Annotated in this window: 12 protein-coding genes; 9 read left to right on the top strand and 3 right to left on the bottom strand. The window is 66.2% G+C overall.

Annotation, left to right across the window (positions count from 1 at the left end):
* Positions 1-3: 3 nt before the first annotated feature.
* Positions 4-1,137, top strand: coding sequence for a DUF3089 domain-containing protein (locus P0Y59_04245; protein ID WEK00913.1), 1,134 nt, complete (start codon positions 4-6; stop codon positions 1,135-1,137).
* 129 nt (positions 1,138-1,266) lie between these two features.
* Here P0Y59_04245 and P0Y59_04240 read toward each other — a convergent pair whose 3' ends face one another.
* The 3 genes from P0Y59_04240 to P0Y59_04230 all read right to left on the bottom strand — a co-directional run bounded on the left by P0Y59_04240 (position 1,267) and on the right by P0Y59_04230 (position 5,070).
* Positions 1,267-1,632 (bottom strand): hypothetical protein, encoded by a 366-nt coding sequence (locus P0Y59_04240; protein WEK00912.1) that lies wholly within the window; start codon positions 1,630-1,632, stop codon positions 1,267-1,269.
* A gap of 113 nt (positions 1,633-1,745) precedes the next feature.
* Positions 1,746-4,106, bottom strand: a complete 2,361-nt coding sequence (locus P0Y59_04235; protein WEK00911.1) for a transketolase — start codon at positions 4,104-4,106, stop codon at positions 1,746-1,748.
* A gap of 76 nt (positions 4,107-4,182) precedes the next feature.
* A complete protein-coding gene (locus P0Y59_04230; protein WEK00910.1) occupies positions 4,183-5,070 on the bottom strand; it encodes a LysR family transcriptional regulator in 888 nt (295 codons plus the stop codon).
* A 237-nt stretch (positions 5,071-5,307) separates the two neighbouring features.
* Between P0Y59_04230 and P0Y59_04225 the strand changes: the two genes are divergently transcribed.
* Genes P0Y59_04225 through P0Y59_04190 form a run of 8 tightly spaced genes read left to right on the top strand, consistent with a single transcriptional unit; the run spans position 5,308 to position 14,982 of the window.
* A complete protein-coding gene (locus P0Y59_04225) occupies positions 5,308-6,513 on the top strand; it encodes an aromatic ring-hydroxylating dioxygenase subunit alpha (protein WEK00909.1) in 1,206 nt (401 codons plus the stop codon).
* A complete protein-coding gene (locus P0Y59_04220) occupies positions 6,510-7,769 on the top strand; it encodes a cystathionine gamma-synthase family protein (protein WEK00908.1) in 1,260 nt (419 codons plus the stop codon). Before P0Y59_04225 ends, P0Y59_04220 begins: the two co-directional genes overlap by 4 nt.
* Positions 7,766-9,184 carry an NAD(P)/FAD-dependent oxidoreductase gene (locus tag P0Y59_04215; protein ID WEK00907.1) on the top strand — a complete coding sequence of 473 codons (1,419 nt, stop codon included), beginning with the start codon at positions 7,766-7,768 and terminating at the stop codon, positions 9,182-9,184. Before P0Y59_04220 ends, P0Y59_04215 begins: the two co-directional genes overlap by 4 nt.
* Entirely contained in the window at positions 9,177-10,325 is a 1,149-nt protein-coding gene (locus P0Y59_04210) for an FAD-binding oxidoreductase (protein WEK00906.1), read from the top strand. Before P0Y59_04215 ends, P0Y59_04210 begins: the two co-directional genes overlap by 8 nt.
* Positions 10,322-11,578: a sarcosine oxidase subunit beta family protein gene (locus P0Y59_04205; protein ID WEK00905.1), complete on the top strand. Its 1,257-nt coding sequence runs from the start codon at positions 10,322-10,324 to the stop codon at positions 11,576-11,578. Before P0Y59_04210 ends, P0Y59_04205 begins: the two co-directional genes overlap by 4 nt.
* A complete protein-coding gene (locus P0Y59_04200) occupies positions 11,578-11,841 on the top strand; it encodes a sarcosine oxidase subunit delta (GenBank protein WEK00904.1) in 264 nt (87 codons plus the stop codon). The genes P0Y59_04205 and P0Y59_04200 overlap by 1 nt, the downstream gene beginning before the upstream one ends.
* Positions 11,838-14,552 (top strand): 2Fe-2S iron-sulfur cluster-binding protein, encoded by a 2,715-nt coding sequence (locus P0Y59_04195; GenBank protein ID WEK00903.1) that lies wholly within the window; start codon positions 11,838-11,840, stop codon positions 14,550-14,552. Before P0Y59_04200 ends, P0Y59_04195 begins: the two co-directional genes overlap by 4 nt.
* Positions 14,545-14,982, top strand: coding sequence for a sarcosine oxidase subunit gamma (locus tag P0Y59_04190; protein ID WEK00902.1), 438 nt, complete (start codon positions 14,545-14,547; stop codon positions 14,980-14,982). Before P0Y59_04195 ends, P0Y59_04190 begins: the two co-directional genes overlap by 8 nt.
* The last annotated feature ends 23 nt before the right edge of the window (positions 14,983-15,005 follow it).

Raw genomic sequence — 15,005 nt, 5'->3', positions numbered from 1 at the left:
ATATTGAAGGCGGCGCCGCTGTTCACCCTGGCCGGGTGCGGCGCCATCGTCCTGCTCGGCGTGTTTGGCCTGGGCCCGGTCGCGACCGTCATCGCGACCTTCGGGTCACCGTCCCGACCTTTCGATGCTGCTCATGTACCGCCCGAGCCGGACTATGCCCAGGCCGATGCGTGGCTGGCCTATCCCGGGCGCAACGGACTTGAGCGCTCGACGCCGCCAGGCATGGCGGCGATCGACGAGGCCAATGCGCCGGCCGACGTCTTCTTCATCCACCCGACGACCTATCAACAGAGCGATGTTTGGAATGTCGCTTACAACAAGCCGTCCGAGTTCGACCCCGCCGTCCTGCTTGGCCAGGCGAGCGCGTTCAACGGCTGTTGCCGTATCTTTGCGCCGCATTACCGTCAGGCATCACTACGCGCGCTTGACAATAGCCGGCCGGCGGTAGCGCTGGCCTATGCCGATGTCGCGCGCGCCTTTCGCTATTATATCGCCCATGAAAATAACGGTCGCCCGTTCCTGATCGCCGCGCACAGCCAGGGGGCGATGCATGCGGTCAAGCTGCTCCAGGCCGAGATACTCGGCACGCCGCTTCAGGCGCGGCTTGTCGCGGCCTATGTGATCGGGGCCTATGCACCCGCTGACTTCGGCACGATCGGCCTGCCGGTGTGCGACGGCGCCCGCGAAACCGGCTGCATCCTTTCATGGAACACCAGTCAGACAGGGCGCACCGGAGCCTTCCAACTGGTTCGCGACAAGACATATTGGTGGCGCGGCGGCGAAAAGAGCTCAGACCAGCCGCCCGCGATCTGCGTGAACCCCCTGACCTGGCGCCGCGAGGGCGTGGCGCCCGCCGCGGCCAACCCCGGCAGCCTGCCCTTTCCCAAAGGACGAGCTGACGAACCGGGCAGGACCCTGCCTGCCCTCACGCCCCATCTTACCGGCGCAGTGTGTGACGAAAGTCTGCTCAAGGTCGATATTCCATGGTCAGCGCCAAGCGGCTTTCACGACGCCCTGAGCCTCCTCTACGGCAGCTATCATCTTGGTGACTACGGCATCTTCTATGCCGCGATCAGGCACAACACCGCGGAACGCGTCGCTGCCTGGGAGGCGAAACGCGGGCAACCGGCCCGATGACCGGAATCACTGACCCGTGATGCCTACCGTCATCGCGACAACGTGGCCTGAGGCGGAGCCGGCCGTTTCACCTGCCCCTGACCGGCGTACGCTCCGATGGCGCAGAACTGACGCGGTGCCAACCGGCTCTTATTTTTTCTTCTTGCCCTTGCCCTTTCCTTTCCCGCCCTTGGTCTCGTCCTGACCGAGCGCTGACGCGGCGATCGCCTTGATCTGCTCGATGGTCGGCACGATACGGTCGGTCAGGATATCCGAGGCGAGCTGCGAAATCCGGGAGGAGGTTTCCTTGAGCGCGGCTTTGGCCGCTGCCTTTGGCTTGAGCGCCGCGGTCTTGGCGGGTTTCGCCGTCTTGCCGGTATTTTTGGGCGCCGGCGCGATGGTCGCGATCTTCGCCGACACTGCCTTTCTGGGCGTTTTTGGCAGCGCGGCTTTTGGTGCGGCTGTTGCTGTCTTCCCGGCCGGCTTGGCGGCCACTTTGCCTGGCGATTTTGCCATGATCTCCGATCCTTCCCAAGGTCAGGGCGAGCCATTGCTCTCCCGGGAAAGATAGGCTGCGCCCAGCGCGCGCAAATGTCGATGCCCGGCAGGAAGACCGGCTGACCGGTCCCCTATTTGCCGTTCGCGGTATCCAGGAAGATATTCGCGACGGAATCGATGATGGCATCGGTATCGAGCCTGTAGCGATGGTACAGGTCTGGCAGGTCCCCCGTCTGGCCAAAGCTGTCGGTTCCGAGCGGGCTCACGCGCATTCCCCTGACACTGCCAAGCCATGAGAGCGTCGACGGCGATCCATCGATGATCGTTACCAGCCCGGCTCCGGGCGCGAGGTCGTCAAGCAGGGTTTCGACGTGAGAGGCGCCTCCCCCTTTCCCCGTCCATCGGCTTGCGCGTTGTGCCGACCAACCCCGGTGGAGCAGGTCGGGCGAGGTCGCCATCAAAAGACCCAGCCCGGGGAGGTCGTCAGCCAGTTCCTTATAGGCCTCGAGAACCTCCGGGGCGACGGCGCCGGTGAACACGATGGCGGCATCCCGGTCGCCGCCGGGCCGCTTCAACCAGTAACCGCCCTTCAGCGCGTCCTGCTGCCAGCCGTCATCGGTGCGCTCGATCTGATCGATCACCCGCGTCGTCAGGCGCAGATATACCGACCCTCCCTCCGCTGCCTGGAGATGTTCGAACGACCAGCCCATGATGAGGGCGAGCTCGTCGACAAAGGCCGGCTCGAAATAGGTGAGGCCGGGCTGGCCGATGCCGATCAGCGGCGAATTGATCGACTGGTGGGCGCCACCCTCAGGCCCGAGCGTCAGCCCCGATGGCGTCGCGACCAGCAGGAAGCGCGCATCCTGGTAACAGGCATAGTTGAGCGCATCGAGCCCGCGGGCGATGAACGGATCATAGACCGTGCCGATGGGGATCAGCCGGGTGCCGAACAGCGGCGCAGACAGGCCGAGCGCCGCGAGCATCAGGAACAGGTTGTTCTCGGCGATGCCGAGTTCGATATGCTGCCCCGCGCCGTGCCCGGCCCATTTCTGCGCAGACGGAATTCGTGCGGCGGAAAAGACGTCCTTGAGTTCCTGGCGGCGGAACAGCCCGCGCTGGTTCACGAACGCGCCGAGATTGGTGGAGACGGTGACGTCGGGCGACGTGGTGACGATGCGATCGGCAAGCGGGTGCCCGGACTTGGCGAGATCGAGCAGGATCCGGCCGAACGCCGCCTGGGTCGACAGTTCGGCGCCGTCCGGGACCGGCAGCACGGCCGGCACCGCGACGGGTGCCGCGGCAGCGACACCGCGCGGCTGCGCCAGCGCACTCGCCTCGACGAAGGAGCGCACCGCAGCGGCGGCATTGTCGCCAAGGCCGCCATAGGGCGCCCATTCCTCGCCCGGCGCGATACCGAGATCGCTGCGCAGCCCCTCGATCTGGGTCGGGTTCATCAATCCGGCATGATTATCCTTGTGCCCGGCAAAAGGCAGGCCATAGCCCTTCACGGTATAGGCAATGAACAGCGTCGGCCGATCGTCGTCGCAGCGTGCAAAGGCATCGAGCAGCGTCTCGATGCAATGCCCGCCGAGATTGGTCATCAGGGCAGCCAGCGCTGCATCGTCATGCGCCTCGATCAGCGCCCGCGCCGCGCCGTCAGCACCCAGGTCAGCCAGCAGGCGCTCGCGCCAGGCCGGGCCGCCCTGATAGGTGAGCACCGCAAACTCGGCATTGGGGCAGGCGTCGATCCAGTCGGCGATCGCCCCGCCGCCGGGCCGCGCGAATACCTCGCGCTGTGTCTTGCCGTGCTTCAGCGTCTCGACCCGCCAGCCGCAGGTTTCGAAGATATCGTCGAAGCGGCGGAACATGCGGTCAGCCGTGGTGCTGTCGAGTGACTGGCGGTTGTAGTCGACGATCCACCAGCAATTGCGGATATCGTGCTTGTACGCCTCGATCAGGCATTCATAGATATTGCCCTCGTCGAGCTCCGCGTCGCCCATCAGCGCGATCATCCGACCCGTATCCGCCTCGGCCATCTCGCCGTGCGCGACCAGATAATCCTGGATCAGGCTGGCAAAGGCAGTGATCGCGACACCAAGACCGACCGATCCGGTCGAGAAATCGACCGGGATCGTATCCTTGGTTCGGCTGGGATAGCTCTGCGCACCACCCATGCCGCGATAGCGCTGCAGCGCATCCAGGCTTTGCTGGCCAAGCAGATAGTGGATCGCGTGGAGCACCGGGCCGGCATGCGGCTTCACCGCCACCTTGTCCTGCGGCCTGAGCGCGCCGAAATAGAGGGCGGTCATGATCGCGGTGATCGAGGCGCAGCTCGCCTGGTGCCCGCCGACCTTCAGCCCGTCGCGACTCTCCCGCAGGTGATTGGCGTTGTGGATCGTCCAGGACGACAGCCAGCGCAGCCTGGTTTCGATCGTCTCGAGCACGGCGATGGTGGCCGGATCGGCCCGGCGTTCTGGGGGAATCGTGGTCATGTCCATGAAACCCCGAATAGCCGATCCCCGGCCGCGTGCGATGCCAATCTTGTCATGGGGCAAAAACCCCAGGTCATCATGCCGCCGCCTGATCCGCCTGGCGCGCCGCGAACCGCGCGATCAGCCAGCTTCGTACCAGGCTGATCGTCGGATCGGCCAGGTCTTCCGGGCGAAGCTTCAGATAATAGCCGAAACCATCGTCGATCACGCAATCATGGGGGACGACCAGCCGTCCGGCGGCAATCTCCGGCGCGAACATGTCGATATCGGTCAGCGCGACCCCGCCGTTCATCGCATAGCCGACCGCGAGGAGAGCCGTATCGAAGGCAAGGCCGCGATCGACGTCGAGGTCGATCCGGCACTGACGCGCGAAGATGCTCCAGAGCAGGCCGCGCGGTTCGCCGTCCAGCTTGACGTGAAGCAAGTCGTTGTCGGCGAGGAACTGCGCCAGCGGCTTGCCCGCATGAGCGGCAGCGGTTTGCGGCGAGCAGACGGGCGCGACGCGGACCATCCACAACAGGTCGGTGACCCGGTCGTCGATATTAGGCCGGTCGAACACGATCGCCATGTCGGTCTCGTTGCTCGGCAGGCCGGTGACGCCCGAGCTTGAAATGTCGATGCGAATGTCCGGATGCTCGGCATGGAATGCCTGGATCATCGGCATCACCACCTGATGCAGCAGCGACGGCGGGATATGGATTCGGATCGGGCGGCTCGCATTCGGATTGGCGCAGATCGCGTTCATCGTCTGCTCCAGCCGGTCGAAGGACTTGCTGACTTCGGGCAGCAGCGCCTTGCCTGCGGCAGTCAGCACCAGGGTCTGACCGGACCGGTCGAACAGCTTGTGCCCGAGCAGTTCCTCAAGGCTGATGACGTGACGACTGACGGCACTTTGCGAGACGTTCAGCGCCTGTGCGCCGGCCGTGAAACTCAGTCGCTGACCGACGGCGTCGAACGCCCGCAAGGCGTTCAGGGGGAGCCAGCGCCGATTGACCGTTGATGTGCGTGCTATGGCTATCTCCCCGTGTGCAGTGGCTATGCCCTTTTTCGATACCAAGCGCGTTTTTTGAGCTGATGCAACGGCATCAGGCCCGCGCTTCCGTCGCTTGCAGCTTTTGGCATGCCACCATGCGCAAATGCGATTTCAGCTTGGCCATCGGGTCATGCCACTCATCCCATGGGGCAAGTTGGAGATTTTGCTTTGGACCTGGGGGATATTTCAGCGCTGCTGCGCGCGCGCCCGGCGGGCCATTCGCTCCCACAGGCATTCTATACCGGCGCCGCGGCGTTCGAATTCGATCTCGCCGCGATCTTCGGGAAATCATGGCTGTTCGCCGGCTTCGAGGCTGAGATCAGGCAGCCCGGCGACTATCTGTCCTTCATGGTCGGGCGCTGGCCGGTCATCATCCTGCACGGCCGCGACGGCGAATTGCGCGCCTTTCACAATAGCTGCCGCCATCGCGGCTCGATCCTGTGCAAGCCCGGACAGGGCAACACCGCGCGCCTGACCTGCCCCTATCATCGCTGGACCTATGGCCTCGACGGCCGCCTGCTCGCGGCAGGCCGCATGCCCGAGAATTTCCAGAAGAGCGACCACGGCCTGAAGCAGGTTCACCTCGAACGGGTCGCCGGCGCGATCTTCATCTGCCTCGCTGAGACGCCGCCCGATATCGAAACGATGCGGCGCGACCTGACTCCGCTGCTCGCGCCACACAATCTGCAGCATGCGAAGCTCGCCTATCAATCGACCCTGGTCGAATATGCGAACTGGAAGCTGGTGATGGAGAATGGCCGCGAATGCTATCATTGCGCGACGGGCCATCCGGAATTGTCGCTGACCTTCCCGGTGAATGCCTCGGCCTATTTCGACCTTGAGGACGAACCAGCGCTCGCCTTTGGTCGCCGCATGGCCGAGATCGGACTGCCAATGGGCCCGGTCGGCGAGGACTGGTGGCAGGCGGTGCGCTTCCCGCTCAACCCCGGTACCGTCGCGATGACCACCGACGGCCAGTTCAACGTCAGGAAGCTGATGTGCGAGGCAGGCGGCGGGGATACCGGCTCGCTGCGCTGGGCGGTCGAACCCAATAATTTCTGCCACTCGACCAGCGAATATACTTTCGCCTTCACCGCGATCCCGGTCTCGCCGACCGAGACTCATGTCGTTTCCAGATGGCTGGTGCATGAGGACGCGGTCGAGGGTGTCGATTATGACGTCGAGACGCTGACCGACCTATGGACCCGCACGAATCTGCAGGACAAGGAATTCGCCGAGAACAACCAGCTCGGCGTCAACTCGCCCGGCTATACGCCCGGCCCGTACAGCCCCGACGCGGAATCGCTGACACTTCGCTTCGTCGACTGGTATTGCGCCAAGGCTGCCGACTATCTCGATCGCGCTGCGGCATGAGCGCGGCCGACGATCCCGCTTGGCGCCCCGAGACGCTGGCGGTCCGCGCCGGCTATGATCCGGCGGGTGCCGCCAACGCCGCCAAGCCCCCGATCTACATGACCTCGACCTTCGCCTATGCCTCGGCGCGGCAGGCGAAGGATATCCACGAGGCCTATTTCGACGGGACCGGGCCCGAAGTCGGTGGCAGCGGCCATATTTACTCGCGGCTCGGCCACCCCAATCTCGATATGGTCGAGGCACGACTTGCTGCGCTAGACGGGGCGGAGGCAGCCGCAGTCTTCAACAGCGGCATGGCGACCCACAGCGCCATCGCCCTCGCCCATGTGCGGCCCGGCGACAGCGTCGTGTTCAGCCGGCCGATCTATGGCGGAACCAACGGGCTCTATACCGGGCTGATGCCCGGCTTCGGCGTTGGCCATGCCGAATTCACCGATGGTTGCGACCGGACGAGCGTCGAAGCCGCAGTCGAGGAAGCGCTTGATCAGGGGCCGCTGAAACTGATCGTGGTCGAAAGCCCGGCCAATCCCACCGCCGCTATCGTCGACATCGCGATGGTCGTGGCCGTCGCCGATGCGGTGGGCGCGCGCACCGGAGCCCGACCGATCGTGGTCGTCGATAACACCCTGCTCGGACCCTTGATGCAGCGGCCGATCGAGCTCGGCGCCGATCTTTGCATGACCTCGCTCACCAAATATTGCGGCGGCCATAGCGACCTGCTTGCAGGCGGTGTTTCAGGCAAAGCGGCGTTGATCGCGCCACTGCGGTTGCTGCGTACCACGCTCGGCAGCCATCTCGATCCCTATACCAGCTGGCTGATGCTGCGATCGATGGAAACGGTGCATCTCCGCGTCGAACGCGCCATGGACAATGCCCGTATCGTCGCCGAATTCCTGCGCGATCATCCGAAAATCGCCGGCATCACCTATCTCGGTTTCCTCGCGCCAGGCACGCCCGCGCGCACCGTCTATGACCGGCAATGCCGCGCGGCGGGTTCGACCTTTTCCTTCGCGGTAAAGGGCGGGGAACCCGAAGCGTTTCGTTTTCTGGACCGGCTGCGACTGCTGCGCTTCGCGGTCAGCCTCGGCGGGTCGGAAACGCTGATCACCCACCCCGCGACGACGACGCATTATGCCTTGTCGCCCGATGAGCGGGCGGCCGGCGGCATCACCGACGCCTCGCTCCGCCTGTCGGTCGGCATCGAGCATGTCGACGATCTGCTCGCCGATCTCGCCCAGGCGCTGGAGGCGGTGTGACGACACGGGACGTTCACGCGATCGACGGCAAGCTGCCGGCCCCCGACGCCCATTTCGACGTCGTGGTCGTCGGCGCCGGATCGGCTGGTACTGCTGCCGCGATCGCCGCGGCGGCGGGCGGGGCCTCAGTTCTGCTGGTCGACGAGAATCCAGTGCCAGGCGGATTGATGGGCACTGACGTGCCGCTCTTCTATGGCGGGCGGATGACCGCCGCGGTGCAGCAGCCCGGCCGCATGCTGGAACAGATTTTCGCCACCAACCCCGCGCTTGAGGCAGCATTCGAGGCCGGCGTCGATGTTCGCCTCGGCACCGTTGCCTGGGGGCTCTACGTCAACGGCCCGGCGATGCGGGCGATGCCGGAGCCGATGCTGGGGATTGCCGATGCCGAGAGCGCGTCGATGATCGGCTTCGACCGGCTTGTGCTCGCGACGGGCGCGCGCGACCTGGTGCTTGGCTTCGCCGGCTGGAACCAGCCGGGCGTGATCGGTGCCCAGGGCTTCGCGGCACTGCTGACCCGTTACGATGCACTGGCGAGCCGCCGGGTGCTGATCGTCGGGTCGGACAGGCTCGGTCTGGATACTGCCTTGCTCGCACTGTCGCACGGGATAGAGGTCGCGGGGATCATCGAGATCGCGGACACTGTGCAGGGCCCGGACGACCTCGCAGAGCGCCTGTCGGCAACGGGTGTGCCGATCCATCTCGGCCACACGATCGTTTCAACGGCGGGCGGAATCGACGGTGTCGAGACCGCCCGGATCGCACCAGCCGGTGGCGGCGCGATCGTCGACATTGCATGCGACACGATCTGCCTCGCGATCGGCACCCGGCCAGCCACCGAACTGCTCGATGCCGCGGGGGCAGAGGCCAGCGACCGGATAGCCTTGGTCGGCGATTGCGCCACCACCTCCCCACCCGCTCCCGAACGGATCGAAGCCTGGAGCCGGGCGCTGGGCCGCCATGCCCCGGCTGACACGATCGTCTGCCAGTGCGAAGAGGTGACCCGTGCCGACCTGATCGGGGTTCAGCCACCGTCCTATCTCGATCGGCCCGAACGCATGGCCGCGCGGTCGCTATCGAGCCTGCTCAACGACGGCCCGGCCCATCCCGACCAGATCAAGCGGCTGACCCGGGCGGGCATGGGCCAGTGCCAGGGGCGCCGCTGTCGCGATCAGGTCGCATGTCTGCTCGCACAGGAACAGGGCGTGCCGCTCGCCTCGGTGCCGGTCGCCAGCTTCCGCGCGCCGGTTCGCCCGGTGTCGCTCGGCATTCTCGCCGACTGGCAGGAAGGCCCGGAGATGACCAAAGGCTGGGACGTGTGGTTCGGCATCCCCACTCAATGGACCCCCTATGCCGTGATCGGCACCCCGGAAGAGGCCGATCATGTCGCAGGCCTTGGCGGCAACATGCATGTCTGAGCCGGCAGCACCGAAAGGCGTATCCGTCGTCGTCATCGGCGCCGGCGTGACCGGTCTGAGCGCCGCCTGGTGGCTGGCGCGATCCGGCCTCGACGTCGTCGTTCTCGACAAGGGCATTGTCGGCTGGGAAGCATCGGGCCGAAATGGTGGCGGCGCCTCGCATTATCAGAGCCCGCTCTTCGCCGAAGAACAGCGCATGTGGCCGATGATGGACGAACTGCTCGGCTATCCCACCGAATATCGCCGCGAACGGATCATCATCCAGCGCGATCCTGATCTGCTCGATCACTATCGCGCCGTCGGGCGGATGTGCAGAGCGATGGGATATCCGGTCGACGATCTCGACTCGAAGCAGGCGCAGGACATGGTGCCGCTGACCGACGAGACCTGCCTTGGCGGTATCCATCTTCGCTTCGGCGGCCACGCCAATCCGCAGCGTACGGTACAGGCCTATGCCTGGGCGCTGCAGGATCTGGGCGGGCAGATTCTGCAGCATTGCCCCGCCTTGTCGATCGTGACCGCGGGAGGACAGGTCATCGCGGTCGAGACTCCGCGCGGTCGGATCGCGTGCGATTCGCTCGTCGTGGCGGCAGGCCCGCAATCCGGCATGTTGCTCGCGCCACTGGGCGTGGATTTCCCGCTGGCCTCGGCTCGTGCCGAGATGATCGTGACAGAGCCGGCCCCGCTGATGACAATCGGCGGCGTCGACGGCAACGGCCTCTATGGACGCCAGACGCTGCGTGGCAATCTCGCCTTTGGCGGCGGGCCGCATGAATGGATCTCAATGGAGCCGGCGGGTCCGGTCGCACGGCCAACCTCGCCGCTTGTCCGCAATCTGGCCCGGCGCGTAGCCGAGATGTTCCCGAAAGCCGCCGGATTGAACGTCATCCGGTCCTGGGCCGGCGTCATCGAGAACACGCCCGATGGGCGCCCGATCCTCGACCGGCTCCCCGATCCCGGCAATGTCACCGTCGCGACCATGTCTGGCGTCGGCTTCGGCCTGTCGCCGGCCAGCGGCCATGCTATCCGCGACCTGGTGATCGACGGGGCCTGTTCCTTCGCCGATATCGCCAAGCTCGGCCTCGCCCGCTTCGCGACGCTCGAGCCCGATTGGCGCGAGCAGCGCGGCTGGGCGGCATGACCCGCTATTCGGCGCTCGCACTGCTGCGGGCAGGCTTTACCGGCCAGCGCCACTGGCCCCGCGCCTGGCGCGACCCGGAGCCGAAGAAGCACTATGACGTGGTCGTCATCGGCGGCGGCGGGCACGGACTGTCCACTGCCTATTACCTCGCCAGGGTGCACGGTGTGAAATCGATCGCCGTACTGGAAAAAGGCTGGATCGGCGGTGGGAATACAGGGCGCAACACCACGATCGTCCGTTCCAACTATCGCCAGCCGGCCCTCCACAACCTGTTCGATTTCGCGCTGACCCTGTGGGAGGGGATGAGCGACGAGTTGAACTACAACGTCATGTTCAGCCCGCGCGGCGCGCTGTTCCTCGGCCATTCGGATTCGGACATGACTCGGCTGGCCGAGCGTGGTGACGCATTGCGCTGCGCTGGAATCGACGCCGAGTTGCTGACCCGCGACCAGGTCCACAAGATCGTGCCGCTATTTGACATGTCGCCGGACGCGCGTTTCCCGGTCCATGGCGGCCTGACCCAGCGGCGCGGCGGCACCGCCCGGCACGACGCCGTCGCCTGGGGCTATGCCCGCGCCGCCGACTCGCTCGGGGTGGATGTGATCCAGAATTGCGAAGTGACCGGCCTCGTCGTGGCGGGCGGGCGCATCACCGGCGTCGAGACCAGCCGCGGCGCGATCGGCGCCGGTCGTGTCGGCATCTGCGTTGCCGGCAATAGCGGGCCGGTCGCCGCCCTGGCAGGCATCAAGCTGCCGATCGAAGCCCAGACTCTGCAGGCTTTCGTCACCGAACCCGTCAAGCCGATGATCGATACGGTCATCATGTCGCAGTCGCTGCATTGCTATATCAGCCAGTCGGACAAGGGCGGCATCGTACTTGGCGGCGACCCCGATCAGTTCCCCAGCTACGCTCAACGCGGCCTGCCTGCCCGGATCGAGAAGGCAGCGGCGGAAGCGATCGCGCTTGTCCCCGCCCTGTCGCGGCTGCGCATGGTGCGCTGCTGGTCGGGCACGACCGACATGAGCTTCGACGGATCGCCGATCATCTCGGCCCTGCCGGTCGACGGCCTCTACCTCAACGGCGGCTGGTGCTATGGCGGATTCAAGGCGACGCCCGGATCAGGCTGGTGCTACGCGCATCTGCTCGCAACCGGCGAGGCGCACCCGCTTGCAGCACCTTTCAGCTTCGACCGGTTCGCGCGCGGTGCGACGATCGATGAAGCGGGGGTCGGCTTCATGCCGCAGCTTCGCTGATGATGCTGATCCACTGCCCCCATTGCGGCCAGCGCGCGCAGATCGAGTTCAGCTATGAACGCACGCTCGATTCGATCGTGACGCTCGACATGCCGGCCGATGAAGCGGTCGTGCGGCTCTATGCCCGCGCCAATCCGCGCGGACTGGATGACGAATTGTGGCGCCACGGGCTCGGTTGCCGGCAATGGCTGGTGCTGCGCCGTCATCGCCAGACCCACGAGATTGTCTCGGTCACTGACTATGTTCCGGCAGTGCCCCGGTGAGCGGCCCTTCGCGGATTTCCGGCGGCGCAGCTGCCACGTTGCGTTTCACCTTCGACGGTGTCGCGATGCTTGCCCGGCCGGGCGACACGCTGGCGGCGGCGTTGCTGGCAAACGGCGTCGGGCTGGTTGCGCGGAGCTTCAAATATCATCGTCCACGCGGGATCATGGCTGCCGGAGTCGAGGAACCGAACGCGCTGGTGACGGTCGGCGAAGGCGGCCGGACCGAGCCGAATACGCGGGCAACCGACCTGTTCGTCTATGACGGATTGGTCGCGCATAGCCAGAACCGCTGGCCGAGCCTCGGCTTCGACCTGGGAGCAATCAACGGCCTCGCCGCGCCGTTCTTCGCCGCCGGCTTCTACTACAAGACTTTTTTCGGCCCGCCCTCGCGCTGGATGCTTTACGAGAAGCTGATCCGCCGTGCCGCCGGCCTCGGCAAGGCGCCGACCCAGGCCGATCCGGATCGTCACGAACACCGCGCCGCCTTTTGCGACGTGCTGGTGGTCGGCGGTGGCGCGGCCGGGATCGCCGCCACGCACCAGGCGGCGCAGGCCGGCGCGCGCGTCATCCTGGTCGAACAGGATCATCGCCTCGGTGGGGATGCACCGCCCGGCATACGCACCCTGTTGCGCACCACCGCATCGGGCCTTTGGGATCATGGCTTCGCAACGCTCGCCGAACGGCTGGTCGAACCCGGCCAGATACCCCCGGCCGGTACGCCGGTCCAGCGCCTCTGGCATGTCCGGGCGGCGCGGATCGTCCTCGCGACCGGGGCGTTCGAGCGGCCGCTGACCTTCGCGGGCAACGACCGTCCCGGCGTGATGCTGTCCCAGGCGGTGCGGACCTACATCTCCCGCTTCGATGTCCTACCCGGTCGGCGCGTGGTGATCGCGACCAACAATGACGATGCCTATGCCACCGCCGAAGCCGTCGCAGCCGCCGGTGGCGAGGTGGTCGCGATCCTCGACTCCCGTAATGCCGCGCCCGAGACACGTTTCCCGGTCTTCACTAATGCAGCACCGCTCTCGACCAAGGGACGGCGTCATCACCTCGCATCGGTCGAGGCACGGATCGGCTCGGATAGGCGGCGGTTCGATGCCGACTTGCTAGCCATGTCGGGCGGCTTCACGCCGGTCGTGCATCTCCACAGCCAGGCGGGCGGCGCGCTCGACTGGCGGGGCGATATCCAGGCCTTCGTGCCCGGTGTCTCGCGTCAGGCGGTGACCAGCGTAGGTGCCGCGGCCGGCGCGGTTGCGGCCATCGCCCCGGCCACCGCTGCCCTGCCCGATCCCAAGCACAGCTTCATCGATTTCCAGAACGACGTGACCGCCGCCGATATCGATCTCGCTTGGCGGGAGGGCTATCGCTCGGTCGAGCATCTCAAGCGCTACACCACGCTGGGTATGGCGACCGACCAGGGCAAGACCAGCAACATGGCCGCCCTCGCCCGCCTCGCCGGCGCCGCCGGGGTCGATATCCCGCAGGCCGGCCTCACGACCTTCCGTCCTCCATTCACGCCGCTCACCTTGGGCACCCTTGCCGGCGCCGATGGAGGGGGGCATGCCGCGCCAAGCCGCCGCCTTGCCTTGTACGACCGGCACCAACGGCTCGATCCGATCTGGCAGCCGCTCGGCTATTGGCATCGTCCGCGTGCCTATCCGCTGGCGGGCGAGACGCTCCATCAGGCCGCGATGCGCGAGGCCTGCGCGGTGCGCACCGCCGCCGGTATCGTCGACGTCTCCACCCTCGCGAAGTTTGCCGTGTCAGGCCCTGACGCGGCGGCCCTGCTCGAAATTGTCTGCGCCACGGGAGTGAAGCTCGCGGTCGGACGCGGGCGCTACACCATCATGCTGCGCGAAGACGGCATGGTGATGGACGACGGCACTTTCTGGCGGCTGGAGGAAAACCGCTATCTGCTCACCAGTTCGACCGGCGGCGCGGACCGGATGGAGGCCCATCTGAGCTATGCGCACCGCGTGCTGGCCCCGCATCTGCGCGTGTCGGTGGTGGCGCAGCAGGAACATCTTGCAGGCATCGCGCTGGCCGGGCCGCTCGCGCGCGATATTCTCGCGACGCTGGCCGGCATCGATCCGCCGGCCCATATGGGCGTTGCCGACGCAACGATCGCCGGCGTCCCGGTACTGGTCCTCGCCGCAAGCTATAGCGGCGAACGCGCCTTCGAAATCTATGCTGCGGGCAGCGAAGCAGCGCCGGTGTGGGATGCGCTTGAAACCGAAACGCGCGCGCGCGGCGGCTGCCCCTATGGCCTGGAAGCGCTTGAGTTCCTGCGCATCGAGAAAGGCCATATCGTGATCGGTGCCGAGGCCGATGGCCGCACGACACCGCACGACCTCGGGCTTGGCCGGATGCTGCGCAAGAGCGCCGGCTTCATCGGCAGCGCTGGCCTCACTCGACCGGCATTGTCTGCCGACGGACGGATGCAACTGGTCGGCCTGGAAGCGCATGACGGGGCAATCCCCGAAGGATCGATGCTGATCGCGGCGACAGGCGCGCCGGTGCAGGGTCATGTAACCTCCGCGGCAGGCCGCGTACTGGGCGACGGCGCGATCGCGCTTGGATTGCTGACCGATGGCCAGGCCCGCAAGGGCGATGTCCTGCTCGCCTCCTCGCCGACCCGCGACCAGCATGTCCGAGTCACGGTGACCGACCCGGTTTTCTACGATGGCGAGGGAACGCGTTATCGTGATTGATGTGTCCGTCACCACCGCGCCGGCAGGCGACGTGATCGTCCTTGATCTCTGGGCTGCCGACGCTCCCCCGGTCGAGAACGGAATCCGTTTGCTCCAGGTCGAACCGAGGCGCTGGTGGCTGATCGGCGCCGGCGAACGTGCCGACGATATCGCTGCCCGGATCGCCGACAGCGGTGCAGCGACACCGGTCGGCGGCGGCCTCGTTCGCGCGACGCTCAGCGGCCCCGGCTGGCGCACGCTTCTGATGGTCAGCGGTTGCTTCGACGCTGAGGATCCGAGCTTCGGCATCGGCCAGGTCGCGGCAACGACGATCCATCACATACCCGTCTGGATCGCGGTGACAGGCGACACGGCATGTGAAGTCTATATGGCGAGCAGCTATGCGCCTGCCCTGACCGAGCTATGGGCGGGCGCAAACAACCCGGCATGACCGGGGACTAAGGGGGGGCAGAT

It is taken from the genome of Candidatus Sphingomonas phytovorans (genome assembly GCA_029202385.1).
Lineage (GTDB): Bacteria > Pseudomonadota > Alphaproteobacteria > Sphingomonadales > Sphingomonadaceae > Sphingomonas > Sphingomonas phytovorans.
This window is presented reverse-complemented; position numbering and strand designations above follow the sequence as displayed.

Excerpts from the sequence above, each read along its gene's own strand:
- P0Y59_04240 (WEK00912.1), bottom strand. The coding sequence starts at position 1,632 with ATGGCAAAATCGCCAGGCAAAGTGGCCGCCAAGCCGGCCGGGAAGACA.
- P0Y59_04205 (WEK00905.1), top strand. The coding sequence starts at position 10,322 with ATGACCCGCTATTCGGCGCTCGCACTGCTGCGGGCAGGCTTTACCGGC.
- P0Y59_04220 (WEK00908.1), top strand. The coding sequence starts at position 6,510 with ATGAGCGCGGCCGACGATCCCGCTTGGCGCCCCGAGACGCTGGCGGTC.
- P0Y59_04210 (WEK00906.1), top strand. The coding sequence starts at position 9,177 with ATGTCTGAGCCGGCAGCACCGAAAGGCGTATCCGTCGTCGTCATCGGC.
- P0Y59_04200 (WEK00904.1), top strand. The coding sequence starts at position 11,578 with ATGATGCTGATCCACTGCCCCCATTGCGGCCAGCGCGCGCAGATCGAG.
- P0Y59_04235 (WEK00911.1), bottom strand. The coding sequence starts at position 4,106 with ATGACCACGATTCCCCCAGAACGCCGGGCCGATCCGGCCACCATCGCC.